Genomic DNA, 20,511 nt, shown 5'->3' with positions numbered 1-20,511 from the left:
AGGAGCGTGCTGCGCCGAATTGGTTCACCAAGGTCGCCTTCATCGGGTACTTCGGTGCCAGATCAGCAGATTCATCAACATTCGGCCATTTTGCGGACGGTGTCGTCGATCAATGCGCGGGCGATCGAAATACGGGGTGGTAGCTGCGGCAGGGCGTCGTGCCGGAACCAGTCTGCCTCGGCGATTTCGTGGCCGTTGGGCCGCAGCTCCCCGCCCGCAAATTCGGCCGTAAACGCGATCATCAGGGAATGCGGGAACGGCCACGATTGCGAGGCGAAATAGCGGAGGTTGGTGACTTTGAGTCCGACTTCTTCCTCAACTTCGCGATGAATCGCATCCTCAATGCTTTCTCCTGCCTCCAGAAAGCCGGCCAGAGCGCTGTAGCGCCCGGCCGGAAAATTGACGTTGCGGGCCAGCAGGATTTCGCGGCCGCGGGTAATCAGGCACATCATGGCGGGCGAAATACGCGGATACGCCGTATGGTGACAGGACGGGCAGCGCCGCGCGCGCTCGGAGGCATCGCGAATCGTCGGTGTGGCGCAGGCGCCGCAGAAGCGGTGCGTGCGGTCCCATTCCAGCAGTTGGGTAGCGCGGCCGGCCAGTGCAACCAGAGCGTCCGGCATGCTGCCGAACAAACTGCGCAGGCCCGCCCATGCGGTGCCTGGAGGCGCGGGGTGGTCGCGTTCGACGGCGTAGGCCACCACAAGACGTCCCTGCCAGTGGCCGACGATCAGGCCTTCGGAGTCGGCGCCGATGACGTCGGACGACACGGGCGCGTCAGCCGCCTGGTTGACCAGCAGGTCACCGCCGCGGAAGACGAAAGCCAGGACGCCCTCCTGACCGGGCGGGCCAAGTGTGGATGCGTATGTCGTTGCGCTGGTCAGTGTGAAATCAGCAGGGGTGATCAGCATGGAGTTGGCAGACTGGCGTTGGCTGTGGCGGTGACTCGCCGGGAAGTCGCTCTTCGGCAAGTCAAGGACTGATTGCCTGCCAGAAGGCTGCAAAGCCAACTGACCGGGAAGAGACGAAAGCTGTGCGTCGAGCCCAAGTTCAGAATATTGGAAGGCGCGGTCCCCGCAGCAAAAGGTCAATGTGACTGGCTTCGTCACTTTTTAGCGATGGCAGGTCAATTCACAGCTTTTCGTTGAAACGTCCATTTGCATTGGCCTATGTTGTGTATTCAGCAAAAAGTCGACTTTTATTGAAATAGCCGTTGAACCCAATGTACGTAAGGATAATGCGAAAAAGTTGCCAATGTCATATTTGTGACCAGGATAGTCACGTTGTGACGCAATCATTATTTTATGATGTCGTCATAACTAACTGATTTTGTTGAGTATTTATTTTTGCTAGGGGTGTGCTTCGCAACGTAAAGCAGGTACACTCCGATAACAACCAACAGGCCGTGGACAAGGCTTGGGGTTAGTCGTCACCAGAGACTTAGAGTCGAGGATACAGGGTGGATCTCGTGAAGAACTTCATCGATTTGATGTTGCCGACCAAGTGTGAGCAGCGAAATGATCGCTGGCACGCAAGCGCGGCGGCAGTTGACTTGCAACGCGAGAGACGCGACGGGAAGCGAAAGGTTGGCATTCGGTCACGAATGGCGCGTTTCTTCCGATTGGCGCTGTTCGGCGCCTTGTTAACACCCTTCGTTGGTGCCGCTTTAGTGCATGCGCAGTCCAGCGCGTGTGTCGCCGGCGAGACGTTGACGACATTTTCGTTCCCCGCTGGCAGCTGGACGGCAGGCAATCTCACCGGCACTTACACGGCAGGGGCAGGCGCCGGTGCGGTCAACATTACGTTCACGGTCACGGGTACCACTGCGAATTTGGTTGGCGGCTCACCGAGCCTTCAGCAGCGCGGCAACATGAATAACTCGCTGTCCATTGATATGGACCAGGTTTCAGCCGGGCAAGCCATCGACATCACGATGGCATTCAGCAAGCCTGTGAACAAGTTGCGCTTCATTACCGGTGACGTTGACGGTGATCCCAACGGGGGCGGGCAGCAATGGGAAGACCGGCTCGTCTATACCGGATTGAATGGGGCGACTGCGGCCAACCCGACATTGGTCGGGAATGGCGCGATTCACACCGTCGCTGGCAACATGGTGACGGCGACATCGCTGACGGGCTGCGGCACTGCCGACGCCACCTGTAATGTCACTGCCAATTTTGCAAATCCGGTCAATCAGGTAGGGGCTTCGTTCATTGCCGGACCGGACATTGCAACGCCTACGCAGCAATACATCGGTTTCAATCAATTCGGTTTTTGTGTACCGAACGTGGACCTGTCGATGGTCAAGGACGACGGCGGAGCATCGTTCACCGCAGGCTCGACCGGCACCTACACATTCACTGTGACCAACAATGGTGGCGCCGCAACTACGGCTACCACGACGATGAAGGACATCCTGCCGGCAGGCATGTCGTTTGTCTCGCCGCTGACACCGGGTGGTGCCAACGGCGCACTGTGGGCCTGCGTCGTCTCGACAACCACCAATACCAACGACACAGCGACATGCACACGCGCCACCGGACTCGCGGCCGGCGCCAGCAACACGTTCACACTACCGGTGTCCGTCGCGCTGAGCGCATCCGGCACGTTGACCAATCGTGCCAAGGTGTTTGGCGGCGGCGACGTGAACAAGGCAGCCGAGACGACGACCGGGACGATTGCTTCCTGTACGACCGATGGTGTCAGCGGCGGCGGCGCGAATTCAGGCGCAGGGTGCGGCATTGAAAGCACCCCCATCATCGCGGCCAACGCGCCGACAGTAACCAAGGCGTTCGCTCCGACCAGCATTGGTGTCGGTGGTACCAGTGTCCTGACAATCACTCTCACCAACAACAACGCGGGTGTGGCGACACTTGCTGCCAACCTTGTCGACACATTGCCCGCAGGCGTGACGCTGGCAAATGCTACGTTTGGCGGGACTTGTACCGGTACCAAATCTGGGGTGGCCGGTGGGAACACTGTGACCTATGCGTCGGGCGGGACGATCCCAGCCGGCGCACCAGGCAGCTGCACGATTACCGCGAACGTAACGAGCAGCACGCCGGGAACGGTCACGAACACCATTGCGGCGGGAGCGCTGCAAACGAACTTTGGCAACAACGCGACGGCTGCGACAGCCAATCTGACGGTGGCGGCCAACGCGCCTACCGTTGCCAAGGCGTTCGCGCCGGCGAGCATCGCGGTGGGTGGGACCAGCGTACTGACGATCACACTAACCAACAACAATGCCACTGCAGCCACTCTGAGTGCTGCCTTGGTCGATACGTTGCCGGCAGGGGTCACGCTGGCGAATGCGACCTTCGGGGGTACCTGTACCGGCACCAAGTCCGGGGTTGCGGGTGGTGCGACTGTCACGTATGCGTCGGGAGCTACGATCCCGGGCGGGGCTCCTGGCTCATGCACCATTACAGCAAACGTGACCAGCAGCACCGTGGGCACTGTCACCAACACCATTGCTGCGGGGGCTTTGCAAACCAGTAATGGCAACAACGCAGCGGCGGCGACAGCCAACTTGACTGTCACGGCGAATGCGCCGTCGGTCGCAAAGGCTTTCGCACCGGCGACGATTGTCTCGGGAGGCACCAGCGTACTGACGATTACGCTGAGTAACAACAACGCGGTCGCGGCTACTCTTTCTGCAGCGTTGGTGGACACACTGCCGTCGGGGGTCACACTGGCGAATGCGACCTTCGGTGGTACCTGTGCGGGGGCCAAATCTGGGGTTGCGGGCGGCACAACGGTGACCTACGCATCCGGGTCCACGATACCTTCGGGCGCACCCGGGACTTGCACGATCACGGCGAACGTGACGAGCAGCACACCGGGAACGGTAACCAACACCATTGCTGCAGGTGCTTTGCAGACGAGCGTTGGTAACAACGCAGCAGCTGCTACCGCCAATCTGACGGTCAATTCACCCCCGGCGCTGACGGTAACCAAGAGCGCGACGCCGGCGGTGCTGGTGGTAGGTGCGACGGGTCAGGTGTACACGATCACGATTAATGTGGCCAATGGGCCGACGACGGCGGCGATCAACGTCAGTGACGTATTGCCGGCAGGGGTCACGACCAACGGAGCGATCACGGCGACGGGCGGCACCTTGAGTGGCTGTCCGGGGAGTGGGGCGACGAGTCTGGCGGCCTGCACGGTAGCCTCGGGCACCAATGGCCCGGTAGTGATCACGGTACCGGTGGCGGTGGCGGCGAATGCGGCGAACCCGACGGTGAACACGGCGACGGTGACCGGTGGCGGGGATCCGAACTGTACGGGCACGAACTGCTCGGGGACGACGACGAACCCGGTGATTGATGCGGTCAATGACGCGAGCACGGGTCAGCCTGGGCAGGCGGGGACGTTCAACGTCTCGACCAATGACAAATTCCCGGTGGGCTCGACGTTCACGCAGACGGCGACGACGTGTGTGCCGGCGGGGACGATGACGGGCGCTGTGGCGAACTTCACCTACCCGGGGACGACGGGCGCGAGCTGCACGGTGACGTACAGAGTGTGTGCACCGGCGCCGAACACGACGATCTGCGACACGGCGGTGTTGACGGTGACGGCGGGAGCCGCGCCGGCGCTGACGGTGACGAAGAGCGCCACACCGGCGGTGCTGGTGGTGGGTGGCACGGGTCAGGTCTACACGATCACGATCAGTGTGGCCAATGGGCCGACGACGGCGGCGATCAACGTCAGTGACGTATTGCCGGCAGGGGTCAGCACCAACGGAGCGATCACGGCGACGGGCGGGAGCTTGAGTGGCTGTCCGGCCAGTGGTGCGACGAGTCTGGCGGGCTGCACGGTAGCCTCGGGCACCAATGGTCCGGTGGTGATCACGGTACCGGTGGCGGTGGCGGCGAATGCGGCGAACCCGACGGTGAACACGGCGACGGTGACGGGTGGCGGAGATCCGACCTGCACGAACTGCTCGGGGACGACGACGAACCCGGTGATTGACGCGGTGAATGACGCGAGCACGGGTCAGCCTGGGCAGGCGGGGACGTTCAACGTCTCGACCAATGACAAATTCCCGGTGGGCTCGACGTTCACGCAGACGGCGACGACGTGTGTGCCGGCGGGGACGATGACGGGCGCTGTGGCGAACTTCACCTACCCGGGGACGACGGGCGCGAGCTGCACGGTGACGTACAGAGTGTGTGCACCGGCGCCGAACACGACGATCTGCGACACGGCGGTGTTGACGGTGACGGCGGGAGCCGCGCCGGCGCTGACGGTGACGAAGAGCGCCACACCGGCGGTGCTGGTGGTGGGTGGCACGGGTCAGGTCTACACGATCACGATCAGTGTGGCCAATGGGCCGACGACGGCGGCGATCAACGTCAGTGACGTATTGCCGGCAGGGGTCAGCACCAACGGAGCGATCACGGCGACGGGCGGGAGCTTGAGTGGCTGTCCGGCCAGTGGTGCGACGAGTCTGGCGGGCTGCACGGTAGCCTCGGGCACCAATGGTCCGGTGGTGATCACGGTACCGGTGGCGGTGGCGGCGAATGCGGCGAACCCGACGGTGAACACGGCGACGGTGACGGGTGGCGGGGATCCGACCTGCACGAACTGCTCGGGGACGACGACGAACCCGGTGATTGACGCGGTGAATGACGCGAGCACGGGTCAGCCTGGGCAGGCGGGGACGTTCAACGTCTCGACCAATGACAAATTCCCGGTGGGCTCGACGTTCACGCAGACGGCGACGACGTGTGTGCCGGCGGGGACGATGACGGGCGCTGTGGCGAACTTCACCTACCCGGGGACGACGGGCGCGAGCTGCACGGTGACGTACAGAGTGTGTGCACCGGCGCCGAACACGACGATCTGCGACACGGCGGTGTTGACGGTGACGGCGGGAGCCGCGCCGGCGCTGACGGTAACGAAGAGCGCGACCCCGGCGGTGCTGGTGGTGGGTGGCACGGGTCAGGTCTACACGATCACGATCAGTGTGGCCAATGGGCCGACGACGGCGGCGATCAACGTCAGTGACGTATTGCCGGCAGGGGTCAGCACCAACGGAGCGATCACGGCGACGGGCGGGAGCTTGAGTGGCTGTCCGGCCAGTGGTGCGACGAGTCTGGCGGGCTGCACGGTAGCCTCGGGCACCAATGGCCCGGTGGTGATCACGGTACCGGTGGCGGTGGCGGCGAATGCGGCGAACCCGACGGTGAACACGGCGACGGTGACGGGTGGCGGAGATCCGACCTGCACGAACTGCTCGGGGACGACGACGAACCCGGTGATTGACGCGGTGAATGACGCGAGCACGGGTCAGCCTGGGCAGGCGGGGACGTTCAACGTCTCGACCAATGACAAATTCCCGGTGGGCTCGACGTTCACGCAGACGGCGACGACGTGTGTGCCGGCGGGGACGATGACGGGCGCTGTGGCGAACTTCACCTACCCGGGGACGACGGGCGCGAGCTGCACGGTGACGTACAGAGTGTGTGCACCGGCGCCGAACACGACGATCTGCGACACGGCGGTGTTGACGGTGACGGCGGGAGCCGCGCCGGCGCTGACGGTGACGAAGAGCGCCACACCGGCGGTGCTGGTGGTGGGTGGCACGGGTCAGGTCTACACGATCACGATCAGTGTGGCCAATGGGCCGACGACGGCGGCGATCAACGTCAGTGACGTATTGCCGGCAGGGGTCAGCACCAACGGAGCGATCACGGCGACGGGCGGGAGCTTGAGTGGCTGTCCGGCCAGTGGTGCGACGAGTCTGGCGGGCTGCACGGTAGCCTCGGGCACCAATGGTCCGGTGGTGATCACGGTACCGGTGGCGGTGGCGGCGAATGCGGCGAACCCGACGGTGAACACGGCGACGGTGACGGGTGGCGGGGATCCGACCTGCACGAACTGCTCGGGGACGACGACGAACCCGGTGATTGACGCGGTGAATGACGCGAGCACGGGTCAGCCTGGGCAGGCGGGGACGTTCAACGTCTCGACCAATGACAAATTCCCGGTGGGCTCGACGTTCACGCAGACGGCGACGACGTGTGTGCCGGCGGGGACGATGACGGGCGCTGTGGCGAACTTCACCTACCCGGGGACGACGGGCGCGAGCTGCACGGTGACGTACAGCGTGTGCGCACCGGCGCCGAACACGACGATCTGCGACACGGCGGTGTTGACGGTGACGGCGGGAGCCGCGCCGGCGCTGACGGTGACGAAGAGCGCCACACCGGCGGTGCTGGTGGTGGGTGGCACGGGTCAGGTCTACACGATCACGATCAGTGTGGCCAATGGGCCGACGACGGCGGCGATCAACGTCAGTGACGTATTGCCGGCAGGGGTCAGCACCAACGGAGCGATCACGGCGACGGGCGGGAGCTTGAGTGGCTGTCCGGCCAGTGGTGCGACGAGTCTGGCGGGCTGCACGGTAGCCTCGGGCACCAATGGTCCGGTGGTGATCACGGTACCGGTGGCGGTGGCGGCGAATGCGGCGAACCCGACGGTGAACACGGCGACGGTGACGGGTGGCGGAGATCCGACCTGCACGAACTGCTCGGGGACGACGACGAACCCGGTGATTGACGCGGTGAATGACGCGAGCACGGGTCAGCCTGGGCAGGCGGGGACGTTCAACGTCTCGACCAATGACAAATTCCCGGTGGGCTCGACGTTCACGCAGACGGCGACGACGTGTGTGCCGGCGGGGACGATGACGGGCGCTGTGGCGAACTTCACCTACCCGGGGACGACGGGCGCGAGCTGCACGGTGACGTACAGAGTGTGTGCACCGGCGCCGAACACGACGATCTGCGACACGGCGGTGTTGACGGTGACGGCGGGAGCCGCGCCGGCGCTGACGGTAACGAAGAGCGCGACCCCGGCGGTGCTGGTGGTGGGTGGCACGGGTCAGGTCTACACGATCACGATCAGTGTGGCCAATGGGCCGACGACGGCGGCGATCAACGTCAGTGACGTATTGCCGGCAGGGGTCAGCACCAACGGAGCGATCACGGCGACGGGCGGGAGCTTGAGTGGCTGTCCGGCCAGTGGTGCGACGAGTCTGGCGGGCTGCACGGTAGCCTCGGGCACCAATGGCCCGGTGGTGATCACGGTACCGGTGGCGGTGGCGGCGAATGCGGCGAACCCGACGGTGAACACGGCGACGGTGACGGGTGGCGGAGATCCGACCTGCACGAACTGCTCGGGGACGACGACGAACCCGGTGATTGACGCGGTGAATGACGCGAGCACGGGTCAGCCTGGGCAGGCGGGGACGTTCAACGTCTCGACCAATGACAAATTCCCGGTGGGCTCGACGTTCACGCAGACGGCGACGACGTGTGTGCCGGCGGGGACGATGACGGGCGCTGTGGCGAACTTCACCTACCCGGGGACGACGGGCGCGAGCTGCACGGTGACGTACAGCGTGTGCGCACCGGCGCCGAACACGACGATCTGCGACACGGCGGTGTTGACGGTGACGGCGGGAGCCGCGCCGGCGCTGACGGTGACGAAGAGCGCCACACCGGCGGTGCTGGTGGTGGGTGGCACGGGTCAGGTCTACACGATCACGATCAGTGTGGCCAATGGGCCGACGACGGCGGCGATCAACGTCAGTGACGTATTGCCGGCAGGGGTCAGCACCAACGGAGCGATCACGGCGACGGGCGGGAGCTTGAGTGGCTGTCCGGCCAGTGGTGCGACGAGTCTGGCGGGCTGCACGGTAGCCTCGGGCACCAATGGTCCGGTGGTGATCACGGTACCGGTGGCGGTGGCGGCGAATGCGGCGAACCCGACGGTGAACACGGCGACGGTGACGGGTGGCGGAGATCCGACCTGCACGAACTGCTCGGGGACGACGACGAACCCGGTGATTGACGCGGTGAATGACGCGAGCACGGGTCAGCCTGGGCAGGCGGGGACGTTCAACGTCTCGACCAATGACAAATTCCCGGTGGGCTCGACGTTCACGCAGACGGCGACGACGTGTGTGCCGGCGGGGACGATGACGGGCGCTGTGGCGAACTTCACCTACCCGGGGACGACGGGCGCGAGCTGCACGGTGACGTACAGCGTGTGCGCACCGGCGCCGAACACGACGATCTGCGACACGGCGGTGTTGACGGTGACGGCGGGAGCCGCGCCGGCGCTGACGGTGACGAAGAGCGCCACACCGGCGGTGCTGGTGGTGGGTGGCACGGGTCAGGTCTACACGATCACGATCAGTGTGGCCAATGGGCCGACGACGGCGGCGATCAACGTCAGTGACGTATTGCCGGCAGGGGTCAGCACCAACGGAGCGATCACGGCGACGGGCGGGAGCTTGAGTGGCTGTCCGGCCAGTGGTGCGACGAGTCTGGCGGGCTGCACGGTAGCCTCGGGCACCAATGGCCCGGTGGTGATCACGGTACCGGTGGCGGTGGCGGCGAATGCGGCGAACCCGACGGTGAACACGGCGACGGTGACGGGTGGCGGAGATCCGACCTGCACGAACTGCTCGGGGACGACGACGAACCCGGTGATTGACGCGGTGAATGACGCGAGCACGGGTCAGCCTGGGCAGGCGGGGACGTTCAACGTCTCGACCAATGACAAATTCCCGGTGGGCTCGACGTTCACGCAGACGGCGACGACGTGTGTGCCGGCGGGGACGATGACGGGCGCTGTGGCGAACTTCACCTACCCGGGGACGACGGGCGCGAGCTGCACGGTGACGTACAGAGTGTGTGCACCGGCGCCGAACACGACGATCTGCGACACGGCGGTGTTGACGGTGACGGCGGGAGCCGCGCCGGCGCTGACGGTAACGAAGAGCGCGACCCCGGCGGTGCTGGTGGTGGGTGGCACGGGTCAGGTCTACACGATCACGATCAGTGTGGCCAATGGGCCGACGACGGCGGCGATCAACGTCAGTGACGTATTGCCGGCAGGGGTCAGCACCAACGGAGCGATCACGGCGACGGGCGGGAGCTTGAGTGGCTGTCCGGCCAGTGGTGCGACGAGTCTGGCGGGCTGCACGGTAGCCTCGGGCACCAATGGCCCGGTGGTGATCACGGTACCGGTGGCGGTGGCGGCGAATGCGGCGAACCCGACGGTGAACACGGCGACGGTGACGGGTGGCGGAGATCCGACCTGCACGAACTGCTCGGGGACGACGACGAACCCGGTGATTGACGCGGTGAATGACGCGAGCACGGGTCAGCCTGGGCAGGCGGGGACGTTCAACGTCTCGACCAATGACAAATTCCCGGTGGGCTCGACGTTCACGCAGACGGCGACGACGTGTGTGCCGGCGGGGACGATGACGGGCGCTGTGGCGAACTTCACCTACCCGGGGACGACGGGCGCGAGCTGCACGGTGACGTACAGAGTGTGTGCACCGGCGCCGAACACGACGATCTGCGACACGGCGGTGTTGACGGTGACGGCGGGAGCCGCGCCGGCGCTGACGGTGACGAAGAGCGCCACACCGGCGGTGCTGGTGGTGGGTGGCACGGGTCAGGTCTACACGATCACGATCAGTGTGGCCAATGGGCCGACGACGGCGGCGATCAACGTCAGTGACGTATTGCCGGCAGGGGTCAGCACCAACGGAGCGATCACGGCGACGGGCGGGAGCTTGAGTGGCTGTCCGGCCAGTGGTGCGACGAGTCTGGCGGGCTGCACGGTAGCCTCGGGCACCAATGGTCCGGTGGTGATCACGGTACCGGTGGCGGTGGCGGCGAATGCGGCGAACCCGACGGTGAACACGGCGACGGTGACGGGTGGCGGGGATCCGACCTGCACGAACTGCTCGGGGACGACGACGAACCCGGTGATTGACGCGGTGAATGACGCGAGCACGGGTCAGCCTGGGCAGGCGGGGACGTTCAACGTCTCGACCAATGACAAATTCCCGGTGGGCTCGACGTTCACGCAGACGGCGACGACGTGTGTGCCGGCGGGGACGATGACGGGCGCTGTGGCGAACTTCACCTACCCGGGGACGACGGGCGCGAGCTGCACGGTGACGTACAGCGTGTGCGCACCGGCGCCGAACACGACGATCTGCGACACGGCGGTGTTGACGGTGACGGCGGGAGCCGCGCCGGCGCTGACGGTGACGAAGAGCGCCACACCGGCGGTGCTGGTGGTGGGTGGCACGGGTCAGGTCTACACGATCACGATCAGTGTGGCCAATGGGCCGACGACGGCGGCGATCAACGTCAGTGACGTATTGCCGGCAGGGGTCAGCACCAACGGAGCGATCACGGCGACGGGCGGGAGCTTGAGTGGCTGTCCGGCCAGTGGTGCGACGAGTCTGGCGGGCTGCACGGTAGCCTCGGGCACCAATGGTCCGGTGGTGATCACGGTACCGGTGGCGGTGGCGGCGAATGCGGCGAACCCGACGGTGAACACGGCGACGGTGACGGGTGGCGGAGATCCGACCTGCACGAACTGCTCGGGGACGACGACGAACCCGGTGATTGACGCGGTGAATGACGCGAGCACGGGTCAGCCTGGGCAGGCGGGGACGTTCAACGTCTCGACCAATGACAAATTCCCGGTGGGCTCGACGTTCACGCAGACGGCGACGACGTGTGTGCCGGCGGGGACGATGACGGGCGCTGTGGCGAACTTCACCTACCCGGGGACGACGGGCGCGAGCTGCACGGTGACGTACAGCGTGTGTGCACCGGCGCCGAACACGACGATCTGCGACACGGCGGTGTTGACGGTGACGGCGGGAGCCGCGCCAGATTTGACGCCGACGTTCACTTTCGGCAGCACGTCGTACACGGTTGGTCAGACGCGGGAAGTGATCATCAACATCAATGAGATCAACGGAGTAACGACTGCAGGGCCGGTAACGTTCTTTGTGCCACAGCCACAGGGTGTTGCGTTTGATGACTACGTGTTCAACCCGACCCAGACCAATGCGACGACGCTGTCGGGTAGCCCGGCGGTGGACAACGTCAACTGGACCGCGTTCGACAACGGTGTCGGCCTCGTATTCACTCTCAAGGATGCGACGCCTGGCGTTCCGCTAACGGTTCCTGCCAATGGGCGGCGACGCATTGTGATTCAGACGACCGCGCGAGACCCGGGAGGCAAGGGCGCGATCACGGTAAACATTCAGGCTAACTCAGGCGGCGAGTTGCGCACCAACAACAACGTTGTTGTGCTGCTGACCTCGGTGCAGCGATAAGGGCGGGCCAGAACATGAAAAACAATGCCACCATGCTGATCACACGATTGATTGCCCACACGGGTGTCGCCGCCCGCAAGTATCTGGCTTCCAGTGTTGTAGTGCTTGCCGGCGCGCTGTCGGGTGTCTCCGCACATGCCCAGTTCGCGGAACCGGCGCTTTCCACGGCGGCGTTTTTCCCGATACGCACGCCGATCGGAACGACGTCGGAGTTGCGCTTTACCTTCGTCAACTCCGGAAGTACGCCAATTCCTGCGAATTCCATCGAACTGGCGATTTGTCCCGCGTTTAACTACTACACGTCGGCAGGGGCGCCGTTCGGACCTCTGGCAAGCTCATTCACCTGGACTCCACCCGGACCGACCGATGATGATTGCTGGCGTGGCATCAACAACGTTGCCATTGGTGCGCTGTTGGGTGGGCAGATTCGCCTAACCTACAACGCAAACGCGCTCACAGCCGGCCCGGAGCTGACCAACATCAACGTTCAGTTGATTGCCAATTTCGGGGCATTCGAGAATGCAACGGGCAATGACAACCTGCAGCCGGAGCTGGAAATTACTCCAGTTCCGACACTATCAGTCGCCAAGGTCGCCAGCGTGACGACAGCGTCGAGTGGCGACACCTACACCTACACCCTGCGCGTCAGCAACGGCGGCCCTGGTGCCAGCCGGCAGGGTACGGTCATCACCGACACTGTGCCTTCCGGGGTGACTATCAACAGTCTGGTCAACGGGAGCGGTTGGGTCTGCACACCGACTTCAGCGGTGGGGCCAGCGACTATTTCATGTACCAAGGCTGCTGGCGTTGCAATTGGCGCTACCAACGAAACTGTTGTCACGCTCAATGCCACCAAGACCGGCAGTGGTAGCGTGACCAATCTGGCCACGGTGACCAGTGGTGATCCGGCATGTACAGCGACGACCCCGCCTGTGCGCTGCTCTGCGACGGCGACGGTAGATGAAAGTCTGCCCGCGCTCACGGTCACGAAGACGGTAGGCAGTTCGCCGCTGGTCGTAGGGGTTCCGAATAGCTACACGCTTGCGGTGCAGAACACGGGTAATGCGGCGACGACAGCGGTGAGCACGATCACGGACACGATCCCGGCGGGTTTGACCATCGGGACGTTGCCGGCGGGTTGTTCGTCGGCGGGACAGACGGTGACCTGCACGGTAGCCGCTGGTCTGGCGGTAAATGGCTCGGCGAGCTTCGTGATACCGGTGACGGCAACGCTGTCTGCGGGCAATCCGGTGGTGAACACAGCCACGGTCAGCGGCGGTGGTGATCCGGGCTGTCCGGCGGCAGCGCGTTGCAGCTCAACGACGACGACACCGTTGAATGCACCGCAACTGACGGTAACGAAGACCGCAAGCGCGGCATCGTTTGTAGTCGGTGTACCAGCCAGTTACACACTGCAACTGAGCAACACGGGTACGGCAGCGACGACGGCGGTGACCACGATCACCGACACCATCCCAACCGGGCTGACGATTGGCACCTTGCCAGCGGGTTGCACTGCAGCGGGGCAGACGGTCACCTGCACAGTGGCTGCAGGCTTGGCGGCTGGTGGTAGCACGAGTTTCGTGATTCCGGTGACACCGACGCTGGCGGCGACGCCGTCAGTGACGAACACGGCGACGGCGAGCGGTGGTGGCGACAGCACCTGTCCGGCGGCGGCGCGCTGTTCCGGCACGGTGACTACGCCGGTTAATGCTCCCCAACTCACCGTCACCAAGACGGCAAGCGTTGCAAGCGCGCCGGCCAACGGCACCTTTACCTACACGATTGTGGTGAGCAACGCCGGAACGGCAGCTTCCAGCGCCGGCACCGTAGTTACCGATCAGGTGCCGGCCGGGGTCAATATCACGGGTCTCGCCGCAGGAGCGGGATGGAACTGCACGCCCACGACTGCAAGCGGTCCGGCGACGATCAGTTGCACCAAGGCCGCAGGTGTTGGCGCTGGGGTCAGCAATGAGCCTGTGGTGACGCTGAATGCCACCAAAACATCTACGGGCAGCGTGGCCAACACTGCGACCGTCACCAGCGGCGATCCAGCCTGCGTGGCGCCATTGCCGGCGCGCTGCACCAGCACGGTCACCGTCACTGATGCGAGCCAACCCAATCTGGTCGTGAACAAGTCCGCCAGCGTGGCGAGCGGTGCCGCTGGCACCAGCTTCACTTACACCATCGTGGTCAGCAACACCGGCCCTGTCGGATCCGCCTCCAACACCAGCATCGTTGACGCGGTGCCGGCCGGGATCAGCATTACCGGTCTCGTCAATGGCTCCGGCTGGACTTGCACACCGGGCACAACTACCGGACCTGCCAGCATTACCTGCACCAAGTCGGCGGGAGTTGCAGCGCTGACCAACAACGAAACCGTAGTCACGTTGAGTGCGACGAAGACGGTGACCGGTAGTGTTACCAACACGGCAAATGTGACCAGCGGCGATCCCGCGTGCGTGGCACCGCTGCCCGCCCGCTGTACCAGCACTGTTACGGTGGCCGATGCGGCCGACATGGCCAGCACGGTGGTCTGTACGCCGGATCCGGCGACGGTTGGGGCGACGGTCTCCTGTGCGGTGACCTGTACCAACGTCAGCACCGTGACAGCGCTGGGAGCGACGTGTTCGGTGACGAACGCGGCGAGCTTGCCGGCTGGGGCGACGGTGGTGTGTCCGAACGCGACGGCGCCGGTGGATGTAGCGGCGGGCAGCAGCCTGGGCTGCAACGTGATCTTCACGGCGACGGCACCGGGGACGGTGACGGTGAACTCGACGACGGGCGCGACGAACGAGCCGTCGGGAGCGTTGGGCAACAACAACGGCACCGACACGGTCGCGATCATTGCGCCGCCGACTGGATCGGACATGGTGAGCACGGTAAGCTGCACGCCGACGCCAGGGGTGGTGGGCTCTCCGATCACCTGTACGGCGATCTGCGAGAACGTCGGCACGGTCACGGCGACGGCGGCGAGCTGCTCGATCAACACCAGCGGGTTGCCGGGGGCGCCGGTGGCGAGCTGCTCGCCGAGCGCGAACGTCGCGCCTGGCGGCACGCTGGCCTGCACGGTGAGCTTCACGCCGACAGTGGCGGGATCGATCACGGTGCCGGCGACGACCAGCGCGAGCAACGAGGTGCTGACCAGCAACAACGACTCGAGCACGGTGGTGCCGGTGAATGGTCCATCTGCGGGAGCAGACATGACCAGCACGGTGAGCTGTGTACCGAACCCGGCGAACGCGGGGGCCACGGTGACGTGCACGGTGACGTGTACGAACGTGGGCAATGCGGCGGCGACGGGCGCGTTCTGTCAGGTAACGAACGCAGCGGGTCTGCCGGGTAACCCGACGCCGGCGTGTTCGCCGAGCGGCACGGTGGCCGTGGGTGGCACGCTGAGCTGCACGGTGAGCTTCACGGCGACGGGCAGCCTGATTGCGGTACAGGGTGGCACGGGGGCGACGAACGACGTCAACGGTGGGACTGACCCGACGGCGGGCAACAACCCCTCCGTGACCCCAGTCTCGGTGAACGCGGCGGCAGACATGGCGGCCACGTTCAGCAACCTGCCGACAGTAGTGGCACCGGGGCAGAGCTACACGGGCCTGACGCTGACCTGTACCAACGTTGGCCAATCGACGGCGACAGCAGCAAGCTGCGCCCCGAGCGCCGATGTGGGCACGGTGAGCAACGTGGTGTGCACGCCGACGCCGCCGACCGCCGTTGATGTAGGCAACAGCATCAGCTGCACGTTCGACTACAGCGCACCGGCCAACCCGCCGAGCAGCGATGTGGTGGCCACGGCAGTCACCTTCACGGGCAGCACCAACGCCAGCAACGACGGCAACACGGGCAACAACACGGCCACTGGCAGTGCCGCCATCATTGACGCGGTGAATGACACGGGTGGAGTGGGCTCGACAGCGGGCGGCACGGTCGCCATCCTCACCAACGACCAGCTGGGAGGCACGAGCAACCCGACGGTGGGAGCCGGTGGCATTACGGCGCCGACCATTGTTGTGGGACCGGGCACCACATTGCCTGGAGCCAGCATCAACGGCAGCAACCAGGTCGTGGTTCCGGCCGGCACGGCGCCGGGCAGCTACACGGTGCAATACCAGATCTGCGCGCAGGCGGTACCGACGGCATGTGACACCGCGATCGTCACGATCGTGGTCTCTGACACCAGTGCCGACATGGTCAGCGCCATCACGGTGCCGGCGGTAGCGGCGCCGGGCAGCACGGTCACGGGCAGCATTGTGTGTACCAACAACGGGCCGGCAGTGGCGACGAGCGCCACCTGTGTGGCCAGTGGAGTGGGTGTCAGCACGGGGGCCTGTGTGGCGAGTGCGGGCACGGCGGCCAGTTTGCCGGTAGGCGCCACGCTGACCTGTCCGGTCACGATCGTGATGCCGGGCACGGCGGGAGGTGGCGACACGCCGGAGACGGCGGTGGCGGTCACGGGCACGACGGGTGCGAGCAACGAGACGGTGACTGGCAACAACGGCAGCAATGGCTCGGTGGCCATCATTGACGCGGTGAATGACACGGGTGGAGTGGGCTCGACAGCGGGCGGCACGGTCGCCATCCTCACCAACGACCAGCTGGGAGGCACGAGCAACCCGACGGTGGGAGCCGGTGGCATTACGGCGCCGACCATTGTTGTGGGACCGGGCACCACATTGCCTGGAGCCAGCATCAACGGCAGCAACCAGGTCGTGGTTCCGGCCGGCACGGCGCCGGGCAGCTACACGGTGCAATACCAGATCTGCGCGCAGGCGGTACCGACGGCATGTGACACCGCGATCGTCACGATCGTGGTCTCTGACACCAGTGCCGACATGGTCAGCGCCATCACGGTGCCGGCGGTAGCGGCGCCGGGCAGCACGGTCACGGGCAGCATTGTGTGTACCAACAACGGGCCGGCAGTGGCGACGAGCGCCACCTGTGTGGCCAGTGGAGTGGGTGTCAGCACGGGGGCCTGTGTGGCGAGTGCGGGCACGGCGGCCAGTTTGCCGGTAGGCGCCACGCTGACCTGTCCGGTCACGATCGTGATGCCGGGCACGGCGGGAGGTGGCGACACGCCGGAGACGGCGGTGGCGGTCACGGGCACGACGGGTGCGAGCAACGAGACGGTGACTGGCAACAACGGCAGCAATGGCTCGGTGGCCATCATTGACGCGGTGAACGACAACCTGGGCAGTATTGGTGGTGTCGCGGGTGGCACGACGGCGACGTCGGTGCTGGGCAACGACACGGTGGGTGTTGCCGGGGCAGCGCTCACGCCGTCGGCCAACGTCACGCTGACACCGGGAACGGTCAGCACGCCGCCGGCGACAGGCAGCATCGTGATGAACGCCAACGGCACCATCACGGTGGCAGCGAACACCACACCGGGCACGTACACGGTGCCGTACACGATCTGCGCCAATCCGGCGGTGACGCCTGCGGCGTGCGACAACGCCACGGCCACGGTCACGGTAGGTACGCAGGCCGACATGGCCAGCACGGTGGTCTGTACGCCGGATCCGGCGACGGTTGGGGCGACGGTTTCCTGTGCGGTGACCTGTACCAACGTGGGCTCGGCAACGGCGCTGGGAGCGACGTGTTCGGTGACGAACGCGGCGAGCTTGCCGGCTGGGGCGACGGTGGTGTGTCCGAACGCGACGGCGCCGGTGGATGTAGCGGCGGGCAGCAGCCTGGGCTGCAACGTGATCTTCACGGCGACGGCACCGGGGACGGTGACGGTGAACTCGACGACGGGCGCGACGAACGAGCCGTCGGGAGCGTTGGGCAACAACAACGGCACCGACACGGTCGCGATCATTGCGCCGCCGACTGGATCGGACATGGTGAGCACGGTAAGCTGCACGCCGACGCCAGGGGTGGTGGGCTCTCCGATCACCTGTACGGCGATCTGCGAGAACGTCGGCACGGTCACGGCGACGGCGGCGAGCTGCTCGATCAACACCAGCGGGTTGCCGGGGGCGCCGGTGGCGAGCTGCTCGCCGAGCGCGAACGTCGCGCCTGGCGGCACGCTGGCCTGCACGGTGAGCTTCACGCCGACAGTGGCGGGATCGATCACGGTGCCGGCGACGACCAGCGCGAGCAACGAGGTGCTGACCAGCAACAACGACTCGAGCACGGTGGTGCCGGTGAATGGTCCATCTGCGGGAGCAGACATGACCAGCACGGTGAGCTGTGTACCGAACCCGGCGAACGCGGGGGCCACGGTGACGTGCACGGTGACGTGTACGAACGTGGGCAATGCGGCGGCGACGGGCGCGTTCTGTCAGGTAACGAACGCAGCGGGTCTGCCGGGTAACCCGACGCCGGCGTGTTCGCCGAGCGGCACGGTGGCCGTGGGTGGCACGCTGAGCTGCACGGTGAGCTTCACGGCGACGGGCAGCCTGATTGCGGTACAGGGTGGCACGGGGGCGACGAACGACGTCAACGGTGGGACTGACCCGACGGCGGGCAACAACCCCTCCGTGACCCCAGTCTCGGTGAACACCGTTGCCGATCTGGCTGTGCAGAAGAACGGTCCGGCCAGTGTGCCGGGTGGCAGTCCGGTCGTCTACACGATCACGTTGATCAACAACGGCTTTGCCGCGGCAGACGGCGCCACCTTCGTCGATACGCTTCCGGCGGGCTTGACCGGTGTCACCGCAACATGCACCGGCACTGGCGGCGCCGGCACCAGCCCGTGCGTCAATGTGTCGCTGAACGTGACGGGCAGTAGCGTCACCGGTGCCATCCCGGTCTTCCCGTCCGGTGGCAGTGTGCTGATTACGGTTCAGGGTACTGCTCCGGCCAATGGCACGCTGGTGAACGTTGTAACCATCACTGCGCCCGCAGGCATCTCCGACTCGGATCCGAGCAACAACACCAGCTCGGTCACAACACGCGTCGGTACGCCGGTGCAGCAGGCGGACGTCGCGGTGACCAAGGTTGGTACACAGGCTGTCGCAGCCTCAGGTGTCATCCGGTACGTCATTGATGTGGTTAACGCCGGACCGGCGCCCGCCAACGGCGCGCTGTTTACCGACAATGTGCCGGGTGCCATCACTGGTGTGACGTGGACCTGCACTGCGGGTGGTGGAGCGGTCTGTCCGGCAGCCACGGGCAGCGGCAATGCCATCACCCAGATCATCGCGACATTCCCGATGAACGGGCGCTTGCGCTATGTCGTGACTGGCACTGCACCGGGCACAGCGACAACTTTGGTCAACACGGCGACGGTCGCTAACCCGTCTGGCCTGACCGACCCGGATCCGAGCAACAACAGCAGCACCATTACGACGGCGGTTATTACGGCGCCGATACCGGTAGCCAATCTTGCCATCTCGAAGATTGGTCCCGCGACGGTGCTGCCTGGTGGTCAGGTGCGCTACACCATTGTGGCCATCAACAATGGCCCGGCGGCGGCGAATGGCGCGGTGATTACCGACACCTTCCCGACCGCAGTGTCGGGGTTGAGCTGGACATGTGCGGCCGCCTACGGCGCAACCTGTGGCGTAGCCTCAGGTGTCGGCAATCTCAACCTGACCTTGCCAAGCTTCCCGGCAGGCGGTCAAGTGACGATTACGGCTACGGGCACTGCGCCGGCCTCGGGTACGTTCCAGAACAGTGCCCGCGTTGTCTCGCCAAGCGATGTGATCGACCCGGATCCCACCGACAACATCGGCGGCCCGGTGGTGACCACGGTGCTCCTGGCGCCGGCGGATCTGGTGACCACAGTGACCATTGCACCGACCACACCGGCGCCCGGACAGCCGATTGTGGCGACGGTCACCATGGGCAACATCGGGCCCAGCCCGGCCGGCAATGCGGTGGTCACACTGCAGTTGCCACCAGGCAGCACCTTGGTGGTACCGTCGGCTGGTGGTGTCTACAACCCGGTCACCGGCATCGTTACCTGGCCAGTCATCCCGTATGTGCCGGCCAACACCAATCCGATCGTGACCTACACGGTCACCTTCGTTCCGCCGGCGAACGGTGGCACCTTGACCTCGACGGTCGGGACGCCAGATCCGGAGATCACACTGGTGAACAATCCGTCCACGGTGACGCTGTCTATCCTGGCGCTCGATGAGCCCAAGCAGATTCCGGTCACGCCGTGGTGGTTGCTGATGTTGATGCTGGGCGTGGCGGGCTTGCTGCCGCTGAGCCGCCGCCAAACGGCGAAGTAGCAGCGGGTCAAACACGGCCCCTCGGGGTCATGTGAGACACACTTGAAAACCGGGCTGCGCGCCCGGTTTTTTTTTGCACAGCGTCGTTCCATTGGGGCGAACGTAAAATCCATCACTCAAAGAACCGCCCTGCCGTAAAGCAGC

General features: G+C 65.2%; 3 protein-coding genes. 2 read left to right on the top strand and 1 reads right to left on the bottom strand.

Going from position 1 to position 20,511, the window contains the following annotated elements; translation table 11 throughout:
- Positions 1-74 precede the first annotated feature (74 nt).
- On the bottom strand, positions 75-911 hold the full coding sequence (nudC, locus tag FKL89_RS16530) for an NAD(+) diphosphatase (protein WP_156863838.1): 837 nt from the start codon (positions 909-911) through the stop codon (positions 75-77).
- A 797-nt stretch (positions 912-1,708) separates the two neighbouring features.
- Between nudC and FKL89_RS16525 the strand changes: the two genes are divergently transcribed.
- Both FKL89_RS16525 and FKL89_RS16520 read left to right on the top strand, forming a co-directional pair.
- Positions 1,709-12,175 (top strand): beta strand repeat-containing protein, encoded by a 10,467-nt coding sequence (locus FKL89_RS16525; protein WP_162527556.1) that lies wholly within the window; start codon positions 1,709-1,711, stop codon positions 12,173-12,175.
- 14 nt (positions 12,176-12,189) lie between these two features.
- Complete coding sequence (locus FKL89_RS16520) at positions 12,190-20,367, top strand: beta strand repeat-containing protein (RefSeq protein ID WP_156863836.1); 8,178 nt, start codon at positions 12,190-12,192, stop codon at positions 20,365-20,367.
- Positions 20,368-20,511: the final 144 nt, after the last annotated feature.

Origin of the sequence: Casimicrobium huifangae (assembly GCF_009746125.1) — a bacterium.
GTDB classification, from domain to species: Bacteria; Pseudomonadota; Gammaproteobacteria; order Burkholderiales; family Casimicrobiaceae; genus Casimicrobium; species Casimicrobium huifangae.
This window is presented reverse-complemented; position numbering and strand designations above follow the sequence as displayed.